Here is a 15,201-nt window from a genome sequence, read left to right on the forward strand (position 1 = left end):
AAACATTAGTTAATTAATGGCCTTTGCCATTTTTATACTTTTTTTACACCCCGCCCCCTGACTTTTACGACATCTTTGCACGCAAACTTTCACACTCGCTCCAGTTCCTTATGACTACGAGGTGGATTGTGAGTGCAGGTCTGATAGCCGGAGTGGTGCTGGTGTTTATGCTGTTGGGATATTTAATTTATGCCCTGATCAACGCGGAGGCATTCTGATGGCCGCCTCCGCATTGTTACTGATAGCCAGTTTCCTGCTGGTGCTTTTTGCGTTGGCGAAACCGTTGGGAAGCGTGCTGGCGCGCTTAATCGATGGCGAGCCGTTGCCCATAATCGGGAAAGTGGATTCGCTGTTCCTGAAAGTTTTGGGAACCGAAACCACCCAGGAAATGAGCTGGAAGCGTTATCTGGCAGCAATCCTTGCCTTCAACGTTTTTGGCCTGGTGTTGCTGTTCGTTATCTTATTAACCCAGGGAAGTTTGCCGCTTAACCCGCAGCAGCTACCGGGGCTGTCCTGGCATCTGGCGTTAAACACCGCGGTCAGTTTTGTCTCCAACACTAACTGGCAGTCTTACAGCGGTGAAACCACGCTGAGCTATTTCAGCCAGATGGTCGGTTTGACGGTACAAAATTTCCTCTCAGCGGCAACCGGAATTGCAGTGGTATTTGCGCTTATCCGCGCATTTTCACGCCGGAGTGCTAACACGCTCGGTAACGCGTGGGCTGATTTAACGCGTATCACGCTCTATATCCTGTTGCCCATCGCTCTGCTCATTGCGCTGTTCTTTATCAGCCAGGGCACGTTGCAAAACCTCGCGGCATATCAGCCCTTCACCTCCCTCGAAGGCGCGCATCAGCTATTGCCGATGGGGCCGGTTGCTTCGCAAGAGGCGATCAAAATGCTCGGCACTAACGGCGGCGGCTTCTTTAACGCCAACTCTTCCCACCCGTTCGAGAACCCGACCGCGCTCACTAACTTTGTTCAAATGCTGGCGATCTTTTTGATCCCAACCGCTCTGTGCTTTGCCTTTGGTGAAACCGTCGGAGACAGACGCCAGGGCCACGCCATTTTATGGGCAATGGCGGTAATTTTTGTTATCTGCGTCGTGGTGGTGATGTGGGCGGAAACCCGTGGGAACACACATTTTATGCCGCTCGGCGCTGACAGCAATATCAATATGGAAGGCAAAGAGAGCCGCTTCGGTATTCTGGTCAGCGGCCTGTTTTCGGTGATTACCACCGCGGCTTCCTGCGGGGCCGTTAACGCGATGCATGACTCCTTCACCGCCCTCGGCGGCATGATCCCGATGTGGCTGATGCAGATGGGTGAAGTGGTGTTTGGCGGCGCGGGTTCCGGCCTCTACGGTATGTTGCTGTTCGTGTTGCTGGCGGTGTTTATCGCCGGGCTGATGATTGGCCGCACGCCGGAATATCTCGGTAAAAAAATAGACGTGGCCGAAATGAAAATGACCGCACTGGCGATTTTGGTGACGCCAACGCTGGTGCTGCTCGGCACCGCGCTGGCGATGATGACTGAAGCGGGACGTGCCGGAATGCTTAACCCAGGTATTCACGGCTTTAGCGAAGTGCTTTATGCCGTGTCGTCTGCTGCCAATAACAACGGCAGCGCATTCGCCGGGCTAAGCGCCAATACCCCTTTCTGGAACGTGTTGCTGGCGGTGTGCATGTGGTTCGGCCGCTTTGCGGTGATTATCCCGGTGATGGCGATTGCCGGCTCACTGGTCACTAAAAAGCCGCAGGCCGCAGGCGTCGGCACGCTGCCCACTCACGGCCCGCTGTTTATCGGCTTATTGATTGGCACCGTGCTGTTAGTCGGCGCGCTGACCTTTATTCCCGCCCTCGCTTTAGGCCCGGTTGCGGAACACCTTTCTGTAGTGAATTTGTGATTAAGAGGCTTCCATGAGTCGCAAGCAACAGGCGCTATTTGACCCATCGCTGATCCGTCAGGCGCTGATAGATTCCTTTAAAAAGCTCACGCCACAGGTGCAGTGGCACAACCCGGTGATGTTTATCGTCTGGGTCGGCAGCGTGGTAACCAGCGTACTGGCGATCGCCATGCTTAATGGTTCTTTGCAGGGCGATGCGCTGTTTACCGCCGCCATCGGCCTCTGGCTATGGTTTACGGTGCTGTTTGCCAACTTTGCCGAAGCGCTGGCTGAAGGCCGCAGTAAGGCGCAGGCCAATAGCCTGAAAGGCGTGAAGAAAACCAGCTTTGCCCGCAAGTTACGTGCCCCGCAGCATGATGCACCAGCCGACCGGGTGCCCGCCGCCGATTTGCGTAAAGGCGATATCGTGCTGGTTGAAGCGGGCGATATTATCCCGTGCGATGGCGAGGTGCTGGAAGGCGGCGCATCGGTGGATGAAAGCGCGATAACCGGCGAGTCCGCGCCGGTGATTCGCGAGTCCGGCGGCGACTTTGCCTCTGTTACCGGCGGCACTCGCATCCTTTCAGACTGGCTGGTAATTCAGTGCAGCGTAAACCCGGGTGAAACCTTTCTCGACCGTATGATAGCGATGGTTGAAAGCGCACAGCGCCGTAAAACGCCGAACGAAGTCGCGCTGACCATTTTGCTGGTCGCCCTCACCATCGTCTTTTTACTGGCAACCGCCACGCTGTGGCCTTTCTCGCAGTATGGCGGCGTGGCGGTCAGCGCCACGGTGCTGATTGCGCTGCTGGTCTGCCTGATTCCGACCACCATCGGCGGGCTGCTGTCAGCCATTGGCGTGGCGGGTATGAGCCGCATGCTGGGCGCAAACGTGATTGCCACCAGCGGGCGCGCCGTGGAAGCCGCGGGCGACGTTGATGTACTGCTGCTGGATAAAACCGGCACCATCACCCTTGGGAATCGCCAGGCATCCGATTTTCTGCCAGCCCCCGGGATTGATGAAAAAACGCTGGCCGATGCCGCGCAGCTTTCGTCGCTTGCCGATGAAACGCCGGAAGGCCGCAGCATTGTGGTGCTGGCAAAACAGCGCTTTAACCTGCGCGAGCGCGAGGTACAAAATCTGCAGGCGACGTTTGTGCCATTCACCGCGCAAACCCGTATGAGCGGCATCAATATTCAGGAGCGCATGATTCGCAAAGGTTCTGTCGATGCCATTCGCCGCCACGTGGAAGCCAACGGCGGCCACTTCCCGCCGCAGGTCGAGACGCTGGTCGAAGGCGTTGCCCGTTCAGGCGGCACGCCGCTGGTTGTGGCGGAAGGGGCGAACGTGCTCGGCGTGATAGCCCTGAAAGATATCGTTAAAGGCGGCATTAAAGAGCGCTTTGCCCAGCTGCGCAAAATGGGCATCAAAACCGTGATGATCACCGGTGACAACCGCCTGACCGCCGCAGCGATTGCCGCCGAAGCGGGCGTTGATGATTTTCTGGCAGAAGCGACGCCGGAAGCCAAGCTGGCGTTGATTCGCCAGTATCAGGCCGAAGGCCGCCTGGTGGCGATGACCGGCGACGGCACCAACGATGCCCCGGCCCTGGCACAGGCAGATGTGGCGGTGGCCATGAACTCGGGTACCCAGGCGGCGAAAGAAGCCGGCAATATGGTGGACTTAGATTCCAACCCCACCAAATTGATTGAGGTGGTGCATATCGGCAAACAGATGCTGATGACCCGTGGCTCGCTGACCACTTTCAGTATCGCCAACGATGTGGCGAAGTATTTCGCGATCATTCCCGCCGCGTTTGCCGCGACTTACCCGCAGTTGAATGCGCTGAACGTGATGCACCTGCACTCCCCGGCTTCGGCGATTTTAAGCGCGGTGATTTTCAACGCCCTGATCATCATCTTTTTGATTCCCCTGGCATTACGTGGCGTGAGCTACCAGCCGCTGAGTGCCGCAGCCATGCTGCGCCGCAATCTGTGGATTTACGGGCTCGGCGGCTTAATTGTGCCGTTTATTGGCATCAAAGCTATCGACCTGCTGCTGACCGTTTGTGGCCTGGTTTAAGAGGAAAAACAAATGACTATTTTACGTCCCGCTATACTGTTACTGATTTTGCTGACCCTGATTACAGGTGGACTTTACCCGCTTTTGACCACACTTTTAGGCCAATGGTGGTTCCATGAGCAGGCCAACGGTTCGTTGATTATTCAGGCCAACGAAGTACGCGGCTCCAGGCTGATTGGGCAAAACTTCACCGCGGCCAAGTATTTGCAAGGTCGCCCTTCTGCAACCGCAGAAACACCTTATAATCCAATGGCCTCCGGCGGTAGTAATCTGGCGGGAAGCAATCCAGAATTAGATAAACACATTACCGAACGTGTCGCGGCATTAAGACAGGCAAATCCGCAAGCCAACCCGGCGATTCCCGTTGAGCTGGTCACTGCGTCGGCCAGTGGCCTGGACGGACAAATTTCACCAGAAGGCGCAGCCTGGCAAATTCCGCGTATTGCTAAAGCGCGTAACTTACAACAGGCGCAAGTTGAGCGATTGATTGCTGAAAACACCGCTCAGCCGCTGGTCAGTTTTATCGGTAAACCGGTAGTGAACGTATTGCTGGTTAACCTGGCGCTGGATGCTCTCCAGGCACCTTAGAAGGAGTCGTTATGACGCAGGAACCGCCGCGCCCCAACCCGGATAAATTGCTAAAGCAGGCCAGGCGCCCGTCGCGCGGCAAATTAAAGATTTTCTTCGGCGCTTGTGCTGGGGTGGGGAAAACGTTCGCCATGCTTCAGGAGGCACAGCGCCTGCGGGCGCAAGGGCTGAATATTCTGACTGGCGTGGTAGAAACGCACGGTCGCCAGGAGACTGCCGCTTTGCTGGACGGGCTGACTATCCTGCCGGCAAAACGGTTCCATCACCGTGGGCGCTGGGTTCAGGAGTTCGATCTCGATACGGCGCTTGCCCGCAACCCGGCGCTGATTTTGATGGACGAGCTGGCGCACAGTAACGCGCCAGGCTCACGCCACCCTAAACGCTGGCAGGATGTGGAAGAGCTGCTCAGCGCCGGAATCGATGTATTTACCACCGTCAACGTGCAGCATCTGGAGAGCCTGAACGATGTTGTTGGCGGCGTGACGGGGATTCAGGTACGGGAAACCGTGCCCGATCCCATCTTTGACGCCGCCGATGAAATCATGCTGGTTGACCTGCCGCCGGATGATTTACGCCAGCGCCTGCATGAAGGGAAAGTGTATATCGCAGGCCAGGCGGAACGCGCCATTGAGCACTTTTTCCGTAAAGGGAATTTGATTGCCTTACGCGAACTGGCCCTGCGCCGCACCGCCGACCGCGTGGATGACCAGATGCGCGCCTGGCGCGATAGCCAGGGCGAGGAAAAAGTCTGGCACACGCGCGATGCGATTTTGCTGTGCATCGGCCACGGTTCGGGCAATGAAAAACTGGTGCGGACTGCCGCACGGCTGGCGGCAAAATTAGGCAGCGTCTGGCATGCGGTGTATGTCGAAACGCCACAGCTGCACCGCTTGCCCGAACATCAGCGCCGCGCCATTTTAGCCTCGCTTCGCCTGGCACAAGAGCTGGGAGCGGAAACCACCACGCTTGCCGACCCGGCGGAAGATAAAGCGATTTTGCGCTATGCCCGGGAACACAATCTCGGGAAAATTATTATCGGTCGTCGTAGTCATAAACGCTGGTTCAGCCGTGAATCTTTTGCTGACAGGCTTGCCCGCCGCGCGCCGGATCTGGATTTAGTGATTGTGGCGCTGGACGACAAACCCGCCGTTGTTGCGCCTTCCCCACAGGATAGCCGCAGCTTTAGCGAAAAATGGCGCGTACAGCTACACGGCTGCGGCGTCGCCATCGCGCTTTGCGCAGTAACGACTTTTATCGCCAGCCAATGGCTGATGGGGTTTGATGCCGCCAACCTGGTGATGCTTTATCTGTTGGGCGTGGTGATTGTGGCGCTGTTTTATGGCCGCTGGCCTTCGGTACTGGCGACCGTGATTAGCGTGCTGAGCTTCGATCTGTTCTTTATTGCCCCCCACGGCACGCTGGCGGTTTCTGATATTCAGTATCTATTAACCTTTGCCGTGATGCTGAGCGTTGGGCTGATTATCGGCAATCTTACCGCGGGTGTGCGCTACCAGGCGCGAATCGCGCGCTATCGTGAGCAACGCACGCGCCATCTTTATGAAATGTCGAAAGCGCTCGCCGCTAAACGCACGCCGCAGGAGATTGCCGCCACCAGCGAGCTGTTTCTCAAAAACAGTTTTCATGCCCGTGCCCAGCTTTTACTGCCGGACGAGAACGGTGTGTTAGTACGCGCCAATGGGCAGAGTGAGCCGCAAAGCTGGGACGAAGCGATTGCCCGCTGGAGCTTTGATAAAGGCCAGCCTGCGGGCGCGGGCACCGATACGTTACCCGGCGTGCCGTATCAAATTCTGCCGCTGAAGACTTCGCAAAAAACGCTCGGATTGTTAATCGTCGAGCCTGATAATTTGCGCCAGCTAATGATTCCCGAGCAGCAGCGGCTGCTGGAAACCTTCACCCTGCTTACGGCGACGGCGCTGGAGCGATTGCTGTTGACCGCAAGTGAAGAGCAAGCCCGGCTTTCCAGCGAACGCGAGCAAATCCGCAACTCGCTGCTGGCCGCCCTTTCCCACGATTTGCGCACGCCGTTAACCGTGCTGTTTGGGCAAGCGGAAATTTTGACGCTCAATCTCGCAGCCGAAGGCTCTAAACATGCGCCGCAGGCCAACGATATTCGCCAGCACGTGCTCAATACCACGCGTCTGGTCAACAATTTGCTGGATATGGCGCGGATTCAGTCCGGCGGATTTAACCTGCGCAAAGAGTGGTTAACGCTGGAAGAGGTGGTCGGCAGCGCGTTAAAAATGCTGGAGCCTGGGCTGGGCGGGCGACATATTGATTTGGACTTGCCCGATCCTCTGCTATTGATTCATGTTGATGGCCCGCTGTTTGAACGGGTGCTGATCAACCTGCTTGAGAACGCGGCAAAATATGCGGGTTACCAGGCCAAAATTGGCATTCGCGCGCAAATTCTGGCTGATAAGCTGGACGTTGAAGTCTGGGATAGCGGGCCGGGTATTCCGGTTGGCCAGCAACAAAAGATTTTTGATAAATTCTCCAGGGGTAACAAAGAGTCGGCGATCCCAGGCGTGGGTTTAGGGCTGGCAATTTGCCAGGCGATTGTTGAAGTCCACGACGGAAAAATTATTGCGGCTAATCGAGCGGAAGGCGGAGCCAGTTTTCATGTTATTTTACCCCTTCCCCCGCCGCCAGAACTTGCTGAGATGAATGAGACGCAGTGATATCCGTTCTGATAGTTGAAGACGAAAAAGAGATCCGCCGTTTCTTGCGCACCGCGCTGGAGGCGGAATCGTTACGCGTTCACGAAGCCGATACGCTGCAACGCGGTTTACTGGAAGCGGCGACACGCAAGCCTGATTTAGTGATCCTTGACCTCGGTTTACCCGACGGCGACGGCATTGATTTTATCCGTGATTTCCGCCAGTGGAGCCAGACGCCGATTGTGGTGCTTTCCGCACGCAGCGATGAACAAGTAAAAATTGACGCGCTGGACGCCGGTGCCGATGACTATCTCAGTAAACCCTTTGGTATTGGCGAGCTGCAAGCGCGCCTGCGCGTGGTGCTACGCCGCCATGCGAGCCTTGCGCAACCCGATCCGGTTTATCAATTTTCAAACATTAGCGTTGATCTCGCGACCCGCCGCATTACCCGCAACGGCGCGGAAATCCACCTCACGCCGATTGAATTTCGCCTGCTCGCTACGCTGATCAACAATCATGGAAAAGTGCTGACGCAACGCCAGTTGCTCAGCCAGGTTTGGGGGCCGAATGCCGTGGAACATAGCCACTATCTGCGGATTTATATGGGGCATTTGCGCCAGAAGCTGGAAAGCGACCCGGCGCGCCCGGCACATCTGTTGACCGAAACCGGGATCGGTTATCGGTTTATTCTTTAGGTTGCACAAATATTAAAAAAGCGCCTTGCGGCGCCTTTTTCACATTGGCGAATTACTTCGCGTTTTTCAGCACTTCGCTGACAATCTCTACCGCTTCTTTCTCAATCTGCAGGCGGTGTTCAGCCCCTAAGAAACTTTCGCAATAGATTTTGTAGGCATCTTCCGTACCGGAAGGACGCGCCGCAAACCAGCCGTTTTCAGTCATCACTTTCAGGCCACCGATGGACGCGCCGTTACCCGGAGCCGCCGTTAAGCGTGCCGTAATCGGGTCGCCCGCCAGCGTGCTTGCGCTCACCATTTCCGGGGAGAGTCTGGACAGCGCCGCTTTCTGCGCGGAGGTGGCAGAAGCCTGCAGACGGTTGTAGCTTGGCGCGCCGAAGCGGGCAGCCAGTTCATCATAATGCTGCTGCGGGTTTTTACCGGTTACAGCGGTAATTTCTGCCGCCAGCAGGCACATAATAATCCCGTCTTTATCGGTAGACCACGGGGTGCCGTCGAAGCGCAGGAACGATGCCCCGGCGCTCTCTTCGCCGCCAAAACCGAAGCTGCCGTCAAACAGACCGTCAACAAACCATTTAAAGCCAACCGGCACTTCTACCAGTTTGCGCCCCAAATCGTCGACCACGCGGTCAATCATCGCCGAAGAGACCAGCGTTTTGCCAACCGCCACATCTTTGCCCCACTGCGGACGATGCTGGAACAGGTAGTTAATGGCAACCGCAAGATAGTGGTTCGGGTTCATCAGCCCTGCAGGGGTGACGATGCCGTGGCGGTCATAGTCCGGGTCGTTGGCAAACGCCAGGTCGAATTTATCACGCAGCGCCAGCAAACCCGCCATAGCACACTCGGAGGAGCAATCCATGCGGATAGCGCCGTCTTTATCCAGATGCATAAAGCGGAAGGTTTGATCGATATGATCGTTAACAATCGTCAGATCCAGATTGTAGTGTTTCGCGATGCGCTGCCAGTATTCGATGCCGGAGCCACCGAGCGGATCGACGCCCAGTTTCAGACCCGCTTTCTGGATGGCAGCCATATCTACGATATCCACCAGCCCTTCGATAAACGGCTGCACCAGCTCCTGTTCCTGTACGTGGCCGCTTGCCCAGGCTTTATCCAGAGAGAGGCGTTTTACCTCTTTCAGGCCCGCAGCTAACAGCGCGTTGGCGCGATCTTCAACCACTTTGGTGACGTTGGTATCAGCCGGGCCGCCATTCGGCGGGTTGTATTTGATCCCCCCGTCTTCCGGCGGGTTATGGGAAGGCGTGATAACGATACCATCGGCCAGCGCGCCGCCGTTTTTATTATGCGTCAGAATAGCGTGCGAGATAGCCGGCGTTGGCGTATAGCCGTTTGCCTGCTGCACAATGACATCCACACCGTTTGCAGCCAACACTTCCAGCACCGAGATAAACGCCGGTTCAGATAACGCGTGGGTATCTTTACCCACGTAGCACGGCCCGGTAATGCCGTTTTTTGCACGGTTTTCCGCAATCGCCTGAGCGATTGCCAGAATGTGCGCTTCGTTAAAATTATGGCGTGCCGCACTACCACGGTGGCCGGAAGTGCCGAACTTCACCGCGTGTTCGCTATTTCCCACCGCTGGCTTCAGCACGTAATACTGGGCCGTGAGTTGGGCTACGTTAATCAAATCGCTCTGTTGTGCCGGTTGTCCTGCACGAGGGTGGTTAGCCATTGGCTCTTCCTTCTGACGCGAGGTGTTAAATGGTGCCGCAAACCTTTTCAATCAATTCCGCCGGGAACTGCATTGATTGCATGATGTGTTCGATCATGCTGCATTTACGACCCGTATTGGTGTTGGTAATAACCCAGTATGGCGTTCCGGGAACATGTTTCGGCTTAGTCTGGTTGCCGTTTTGCAGCAGCGTTTGCTCGTTACCGGCAAAATAGACACGCGTACGGCCATGCAGCGACTCTGTCGCTTCACCAAAAGCATGCGCATCAAGGGTATACAGAGTAGAAAGCACCATCATAAAACGGTTAACCGCTTTCTTTTGCTCCGCATATTCGTCGGAAAGCAGCAGTTCACGCACCGCACGCACACGATCGCGTGCTTTGTTTGCAGGTTTAGCTTCCGGGCTTACCGCAGCGGCGGCCGTTTCACCGGCGGCTGCAGGTGTGGCTGGCGTCTGGCCGGCGGTAAATTTCAACATGCGCCGTAAAATGTCGGACGCGCTTTCACCAATGTGCTGCGTGTGGCTGGCAATATAGCGATAGAGCTCGTCATCAACTTCAATTGTTTTCATCTTAATCCAGTGCAATATCTTTTCTGAATACAAGTTGTTGGGATTATAGGGACAAATCCCAACCTCGGGTAGCGCCAGGCTTTTGTCACATCGCAAAGTCAGACTAAACTGGAAATTTGCGGCACAGCAGCAGGATGCCGTTATGATACCCTAACCACACGAAGTAAAAAAAAAGAACTTTGCCATGAAATTGAATGCTCGCCTGCAAACTGCGCAACAATCGACTAGTCATTCGCCCGTAGTGCTGATCCACGGCCTTTTTGGCAGCCTTGATAATCTCGGCGTGCTGGCTCGCGATCTTGGGCAGGATCGTACCCTGCTGCAAATCGATCTGCGCAATCACGGGTTTTCGCCACGCAGCAAGGAGATGACCTACCCGGCCATGGCGCAGGATGTTGTCGACACGCTTGATGAATATGGCATTGAAAGAGCCATTATTATTGGCCACTCAATGGGCGGCAAAGTGGCGATGGCACTGACGGCGATTGCGCCTGAACGCATCGACAAGCTAGTGCTGATTGATATCGCGCCTGTGGATTACCAGCTTCGCCGCCATGACGAGATCTTCAGGGCGATAAATGCGGTGAGCGCTGCGGGGGTGAAAACACGGCAACAGGCGGCAGCGATCGTGCGTGAGCAGCTCAATGAAGAAGGCGTAGTTCAGTTTCTGCTGAAATCCTTTGCCGACGGAGAATGGAAGTTCAATGTGCCGGTCCTGTGGGAGCAGTATGAAAATATTGTCGGCTGGCAAAATATCCCCCCATGGCGCGAACCCACCCTGTTTATTCGTGGCGGCGACTCTCCTTATGTTAATGAATCGCACCGTGAGCAACTGCTTGCGCAGTTCCCGCAGGCGCGGGCGCATGTGGTTGCGGGTGCCGGGCATTGGGTTCATGCCGAAAAACCAGACGCTGTTTTGCGCGCCATCCATCGTTTTATCGACGCAACGGCGGCAAACTGATTAAAAACAGACCGACTGGCCGCAAGATGTGGCTAACGCGTTGGCGCGCAAGCCATGCTGATGTATGATTGCGCGCTAAAATGCGCCAGAGCACCCCGCTCCGTGCCACCTGAATTCCCTGTCAGTAGTCTAATCATGGCAAAAGAACAAACGGACCGTACTACATTAGATCTGTTCGCGGACGAGCGTCGCCCCGGGCGACCAAAAACCAATCCGCTGACGCGCGACGAGCAGCTGCGTATCAATAAACGCAATCAGCTCAAGCGTGATAAGGTTCGCGGCCTGAAGCGAGTGGAGCTAAAGCTCAATAATGACGCGGTAGATGCTCTCAACCAGCTGGCTGAATCGCGCAATATCAGCCGCAGCGAACTGATTGAAGAGATGCTTCTCGCCCAGCTGCAGCAGCATCGCAGTGAGTAAAGATGCTATAACCCAACTGACGATGTTGCAGTCTGTGCACAGCGGGGCGATAGCTGTTTCCGCACCACGACGTGTTCTGCTATGATTGCCCTATCTGTGGCCAAATAGCAGCCACCATACCATTAAGTATCAAGAGGTTATTTTACTCATGGCAATCGTAGGCATTTTTTTCGGCAGCGACACTGGTAACACCGAAAATATCGCGAAAATGATTCAAAAACAGCTCGGTAAGGAAGTTGCTGAGGTGCATGACATTGCTAAGAGCAGCAAAGAAGACCTGGAAGGCTTCGATATTCTGCTTCTCGGCATCCCAACGTGGTACTACGGTGAAGCACAATGCGACTGGGATGATTTCTTCCCGACGCTGGAAGAAGTTGATTTCAACGGCAAACTGGTTGCGCTGTTCGGCTGTGGCGACCAGGAAGATTACGCTGAATACTTCTGTGACGCATTAGGTACCATCCGCGACATTATCGAACCGCGCGGTGCGGCAATCGTCGGGCACTGGCCAACCGCGGGCTACCATTTTGAAGCCTCTAAAGGTCTGGCAGACGACAATCACTTTGTGGGGCTGGCCATTGACGAAGATCGCCAGCCTGAGCTTACCGCGCAACGCGTTCAGCAATGGGTGAAACAGGTTTCCGAAGAGTTAAACCTGGCCGATATCCTCAACGCCTGATGCCAGATGTGGCGCATCCATAGGGCTGCGCCACATTGATAGATAATTTCGATTAAAATAATTGCTACAAATTTTTAACTTTTCAATTTGTCCCTGTACAATGAATTCCTGACTACTCGCTAACAAGGCAATCAAATCGCGACTCAGCCGCAATTTTTTAACTTGATTATGCACAATACTTGCGGTTCCCATTTAGAAGTGGCAGTTCTATAATGAGACGCATTCATCTTAACGCTCACCCTGAGTCCGAGCGAATCGTTAAGCAACAGGACAATTTCCGCATGACTGACAACAATACCGCATTAAAGAAGGCCGGCCTGAAAGTCACGCTTCCGCGATTAAAAATCCTTGAAGTGTTGCAGGGACCGGTGAACCATCACGTCAGTGCGGAAGACTTATATAAGCGTCTGATTGATATGGGCGAAGAGATTGGCCTGGCCACCGTTTACCGTGTCCTGAATCAGTTTGATGATGCGGGCATTGTGACCCGTCATAACTTCGAAGGCGGAAAATCCGTGTTCGAGCTGACACAACAGCATCACCATGACCATCTGATTTGCCTGGACTGCGGCAAAGTGGTTGAATTCAGCGATGATTCAATCGAAGCACGCCAGCGTGAAATCGCCTCTCGTCACGGTATTCGTCTGACTAACCATAGCCTCTATCTGTATGGGCACTGCGCTGAAGGTGATTGCCGTAGCGACGAAAACGCACACGAAATCAGCGACAAGTAATTCCCATATTCGGGCACTCTTACCCGGGTGCCCGGTAATAAAAAACCCGCAGGATCATAACGGTCTTGCGGGTTTTTTTATTGCTTAAAACGCTACGGTCACTGGTTGTTAGTGCGAATTTCCTGCCAGATTTTATCGCATTTGGCTTTCACCGCCTGGTTATTACCGCTGCGAGTTGCCTGAATGCAGTTCTGGTAATCCAGAGTACGAACCGTTTCTTTCTTCGCAAAATCCTGGTGCTCTTTTTCCTGCGCCAACACATTCAACACGCTTTGGCAGGCCTGAATTTTATCCGGGTTGCCTTCCGCAGTATTAATGCAGGCGCTATAAGCATCTTTCAGTTTAGAATCTTCCGGAGCCGTTTTAGGTTGTGCACATGCGCTTAAACCTAACGCCATCACCGTAATCAAAACGATGTTTTTCATGCTTGATATCCTTAATAAAACCGGGCGCCAAAGCGCCCGGAATCAAATCAGAAGATGGTAAACGGTGCAATCACCATGAATTTCACGTCGCGTTCGTCCTGGAAGATGTTGCCATAACCACCGCCCCAGCTTGGGATATCGGAGTGATTATCGTACTGAGTAAAGTGCAGTTTAAATAACGTGCCCTTCGCACGGCCATCCTGAACGGTATACATCGCATCAAGGCTATATGCCGACTCTTTCAGACGACGGTCAGCGTCGTAGAAGCCATCGGTGGTTGGTTTAGAAGCTGGTTTAGCATCCCATGCGTAAACATAAGAAGCACCAACGGCCCAACCCGGCAGGTTCCAGTTGCTCAGGTCATACATCGCGCCTGCAAATACCGCTTTTTCACCATTGGCGTTAAAGTCAGAACGGTTATCCCACCACACATCAAGACGACCGTTGGAAGAGGCATAGGTTGGCGTCATACGCTGCAGGAAGTAACCCTGCTGACCATCAGCCTTAACCATGGTTCCTTCAACACGCAGATCAACCTGGCCGATTCTGTAGCCGAGAGTCAATGCCTGCAACCAGGCGGTACCGTCGTATAGATCGTTGACGCTGCCATCGGAAGCTTTGTCACGCGTGCCGTAGAACTGATAGCTGGTGGTCAACGGGCTGCCAGCAATATCAAATTTGTAACTTGCCTTAGTGAAGTACTGATCCACATAGCCTTCCGCCTGACCAAATGCGGCTTCAAGAATCAGATCGTTTTTAAAATCATACTTCGCACCAAGTGAATGTAAATATTCGACTTTGGTCTTCTTGTCGTTCTGATAGAACTTGTCCATTTCCAGATGCCATGGAGCTTTATACTGATTAGTCCACATGTAGGAGAAGCTCAGGGCACCGGCATCGTCATAATCAAAGTTGGCACCGGCTTCTGCCCCCTGGTAAGTACCGGGCATAAAGCTCCAGTGAGGTGCTAATAGGGTCTGGCCGGTTGGCTGAATATAACCGGCACGCGCCCAGACCGGGCCGTATTTGAATTTGGCTGCCGCCTTATAAAGGCTGATCCCGCTTTTATCACCAGAGAAGTCTTCATCATAAGCTTTGTTTACCGAAGAGAAGGCGATTTCATTCGGGTGGCCGCTATCCCCATTTTCTGCCATTTCAATAGCAGTAAAGGCCGCCACATCCAGACCAAACATGTCGGCGGCATAACCTGACTGGAAGTCCAGGTTGGCGTTCCATGTGGAGTGCGCAAGGTTAGTTTCGTATTTCCCCGTGGTCATGTCTTTACGGTCACGCTCACGCTGCCAGTAATAGACGCCGCCGGTCAGCGTTGAATCATCAACAAAACCTGCAGCCGCGGCCTGAGGGATGATAGCCAGTCCTGAAAGAGCCGTGACACCTGCGATTGCAAGCGCCAGCGCACTACGTTTGCCACTAAACGTACGCATATAAAATTCCTCTTTGACGTATAAATAATCGCTGGGCGTTAAAACACGCTATGTCGCGAAAAAAGTAAAAATGCCTAACGGCTAAAGCGGTTATCACTATTTCCCCGCATTACTGCTCCCCCGTAGACTATTTTTCGCGACGCGAATTATCAACGATTTTATAAAAGTTCATTACGATATTATGACAGAGAGCACATAATTTATGCGTATTTATAACAAACAAGAAAGTCAGATTTTAATTCTTTTTACATTGGGAATATAAACACAAAAATCTAAATAAAGGCGTAAAAACGAAAAAATAAAGATTTTTTTATGGTCTGAGGTTGACCATAAATGCAGGT

14 protein-coding genes are annotated in these 15,201 nt (G+C 53.9%); 10 read left to right on the plus strand and 4 right to left on the minus strand.

Annotated elements, in window-relative coordinates:
• Nucleotides 1-128 precede the first annotated feature (128 nt).
• From kdpF to kdpE, 6 genes are read left to right on the plus strand one after another with little or no spacing between them, the layout of a single operon-like run.
• The gene (gene kdpF, locus EHN07_RS02265; protein ID WP_081908377.1) at nt 129-218 is read left to right on the plus strand and encodes a K(+)-transporting ATPase subunit F; all 90 of its coding nucleotides are present in this window, start codon (nt 129-131) and stop codon (nt 216-218) included.
• Nucleotides 218-1,906 carry a potassium-transporting ATPase subunit KdpA gene (kdpA, locus tag EHN07_RS02270; RefSeq protein ID WP_124022599.1) on the plus strand — a complete coding sequence of 563 codons (1,689 nt, stop codon included), beginning with the start codon at nt 218-220 and terminating at the stop codon, nt 1,904-1,906. The genes kdpF and kdpA overlap by 1 nt, the downstream gene beginning before the upstream one ends.
• 13 nt (nt 1,907-1,919) lie before the next feature.
• Nucleotides 1,920-3,968 (plus strand): potassium-transporting ATPase subunit KdpB, encoded by a 2,049-nt coding sequence (gene kdpB, locus EHN07_RS02275; RefSeq protein ID WP_124022600.1) that lies wholly within the window; start codon nt 1,920-1,922, stop codon nt 3,966-3,968.
• A 12-nt stretch (nt 3,969-3,980) separates the two neighbouring features.
• On the plus strand, nt 3,981-4,556 hold the full coding sequence (kdpC, locus tag EHN07_RS02280) for a potassium-transporting ATPase subunit KdpC (protein ID WP_124022601.1): 576 nt from the start codon (nt 3,981-3,983) through the stop codon (nt 4,554-4,556).
• 11 nt (nt 4,557-4,567) lie between these two features.
• The gene (gene kdpD, locus EHN07_RS02285; protein WP_124022602.1) at nt 4,568-7,255 is read left to right on the plus strand and encodes a two-component system sensor histidine kinase KdpD; all 2,688 of its coding nucleotides are present in this window, start codon (nt 4,568-4,570) and stop codon (nt 7,253-7,255) included.
• The gene (kdpE, locus tag EHN07_RS02290) at nt 7,252-7,929 is read left to right on the plus strand and encodes a two-component system response regulator KdpE (RefSeq protein ID WP_124022603.1); all 678 of its coding nucleotides are present in this window, start codon (nt 7,252-7,254) and stop codon (nt 7,927-7,929) included. The genes kdpD and kdpE overlap by 4 nt, the downstream gene beginning before the upstream one ends.
• Before the next feature lie 52 nt (nt 7,930-7,981).
• On the opposite strand, the gene pgm is transcribed toward kdpE, so the two are convergent.
• Both pgm and seqA read right to left on the minus strand, forming a co-directional pair.
• Nucleotides 7,982-9,625 (minus strand): phosphoglucomutase (alpha-D-glucose-1,6-bisphosphate-dependent), encoded by a 1,644-nt coding sequence (gene pgm, locus EHN07_RS02295; protein WP_124022604.1) that lies wholly within the window; start codon nt 9,623-9,625, stop codon nt 7,982-7,984.
• 25 nt (nt 9,626-9,650) lie between these two features.
• Nucleotides 9,651-10,196, minus strand: coding sequence for a replication initiation negative regulator SeqA (seqA, locus tag EHN07_RS02300; RefSeq protein WP_124022605.1), 546 nt, complete (start codon nt 10,194-10,196; stop codon nt 9,651-9,653).
• Nucleotides 10,197-10,380: 184 nt separating this feature from the next.
• Between seqA and ybfF the strand changes: the two genes are divergently transcribed.
• The 4 genes from ybfF to fur all read left to right on the plus strand — a co-directional run bounded on the left by ybfF (nt 10,381) and on the right by fur (nt 12,990).
• Nucleotides 10,381-11,157 (plus strand): esterase, encoded by a 777-nt coding sequence (ybfF, locus tag EHN07_RS02305; protein ID WP_124022606.1) that lies wholly within the window; start codon nt 10,381-10,383, stop codon nt 11,155-11,157.
• Nucleotides 11,158-11,292: 135 nt separating this feature from the next.
• Complete coding sequence (gene ybfE / locus EHN07_RS02310; protein ID WP_124022607.1) at nt 11,293-11,577, plus strand: LexA regulated protein; 285 nt, start codon at nt 11,293-11,295, stop codon at nt 11,575-11,577.
• Nucleotides 11,578-11,725: 148 nt separating this feature from the next.
• Nucleotides 11,726-12,256 (plus strand): flavodoxin FldA, encoded by a 531-nt coding sequence (gene fldA, locus EHN07_RS02315; RefSeq protein ID WP_124022608.1) that lies wholly within the window; start codon nt 11,726-11,728, stop codon nt 12,254-12,256.
• 281 nt (nt 12,257-12,537) lie between these two features.
• Nucleotides 12,538-12,990, plus strand: a complete 453-nt coding sequence (fur, locus tag EHN07_RS02320; RefSeq protein WP_124022609.1) for a ferric iron uptake transcriptional regulator — start codon at nt 12,538-12,540, stop codon at nt 12,988-12,990.
• Between the two features lie 98 nt (nt 12,991-13,088).
• Here fur and chiQ read toward each other — a convergent pair whose 3' ends face one another.
• The gene (gene chiQ, locus EHN07_RS02325) at nt 13,089-13,415 is read right to left on the minus strand and encodes a ChiQ/YbfN family lipoprotein (protein WP_124022610.1); all 327 of its coding nucleotides are present in this window, start codon (nt 13,413-13,415) and stop codon (nt 13,089-13,091) included.
• A gap of 47 nt (nt 13,416-13,462) precedes the next feature.
• Nucleotides 13,463-14,860, minus strand: a complete 1,398-nt coding sequence (gene chiP / locus EHN07_RS02330; protein WP_124022611.1) for a chitoporin ChiP — start codon at nt 14,858-14,860, stop codon at nt 13,463-13,465.
• Nucleotides 14,861-15,201 lie beyond the last annotated feature (341 nt).

The sequence above is a fragment of the Buttiauxella warmboldiae genome, from assembly GCF_003818135.1.
Taxonomy (GTDB): Bacteria; Pseudomonadota; Gammaproteobacteria; order Enterobacterales; family Enterobacteriaceae; genus Buttiauxella; species Buttiauxella warmboldiae.

What these genes read in the sequence shown, in the direction of transcription:
- kdpB (WP_124022600.1), top strand. Translation starts at nt 1,920, where the DNA reads ATGAGTCGCAAGCAACAGGCGCTATTTGACCCATCGCTGATCCGTCAG.
- pgm (WP_124022604.1), bottom strand. Translation starts at nt 9,625, where the DNA reads ATGGCTAACCACCCTCGTGCAGGACAACCGGCACAACAGAGCGATTTG.
- kdpD (WP_124022602.1), top strand. Translation starts at nt 4,568, where the DNA reads ATGACGCAGGAACCGCCGCGCCCCAACCCGGATAAATTGCTAAAGCAG.
- kdpC (WP_124022601.1), top strand. Translation starts at nt 3,981, where the DNA reads ATGACTATTTTACGTCCCGCTATACTGTTACTGATTTTGCTGACCCTG.
- fur (WP_124022609.1), top strand. Translation starts at nt 12,538, where the DNA reads ATGACTGACAACAATACCGCATTAAAGAAGGCCGGCCTGAAAGTCACG.
- seqA (WP_124022605.1), bottom strand. Translation starts at nt 10,196, where the DNA reads ATGAAAACAATTGAAGTTGATGACGAGCTCTATCGCTATATTGCCAGC.
- ybfF (WP_124022606.1), top strand. Translation starts at nt 10,381, where the DNA reads ATGAAATTGAATGCTCGCCTGCAAACTGCGCAACAATCGACTAGTCAT.
- chiQ (WP_124022610.1), bottom strand. Translation starts at nt 13,415, where the DNA reads ATGAAAAACATCGTTTTGATTACGGTGATGGCGTTAGGTTTAAGCGCA.
- kdpA (WP_124022599.1), top strand. Translation starts at nt 218, where the DNA reads ATGGCCGCCTCCGCATTGTTACTGATAGCCAGTTTCCTGCTGGTGCTT.
- fldA (WP_124022608.1), top strand. Translation starts at nt 11,726, where the DNA reads ATGGCAATCGTAGGCATTTTTTTCGGCAGCGACACTGGTAACACCGAA.
- chiP (WP_124022611.1), bottom strand. Translation starts at nt 14,860, where the DNA reads ATGCGTACGTTTAGTGGCAAACGTAGTGCGCTGGCGCTTGCAATCGCA.
- ybfE (WP_124022607.1), top strand. Translation starts at nt 11,293, where the DNA reads ATGGCAAAAGAACAAACGGACCGTACTACATTAGATCTGTTCGCGGAC.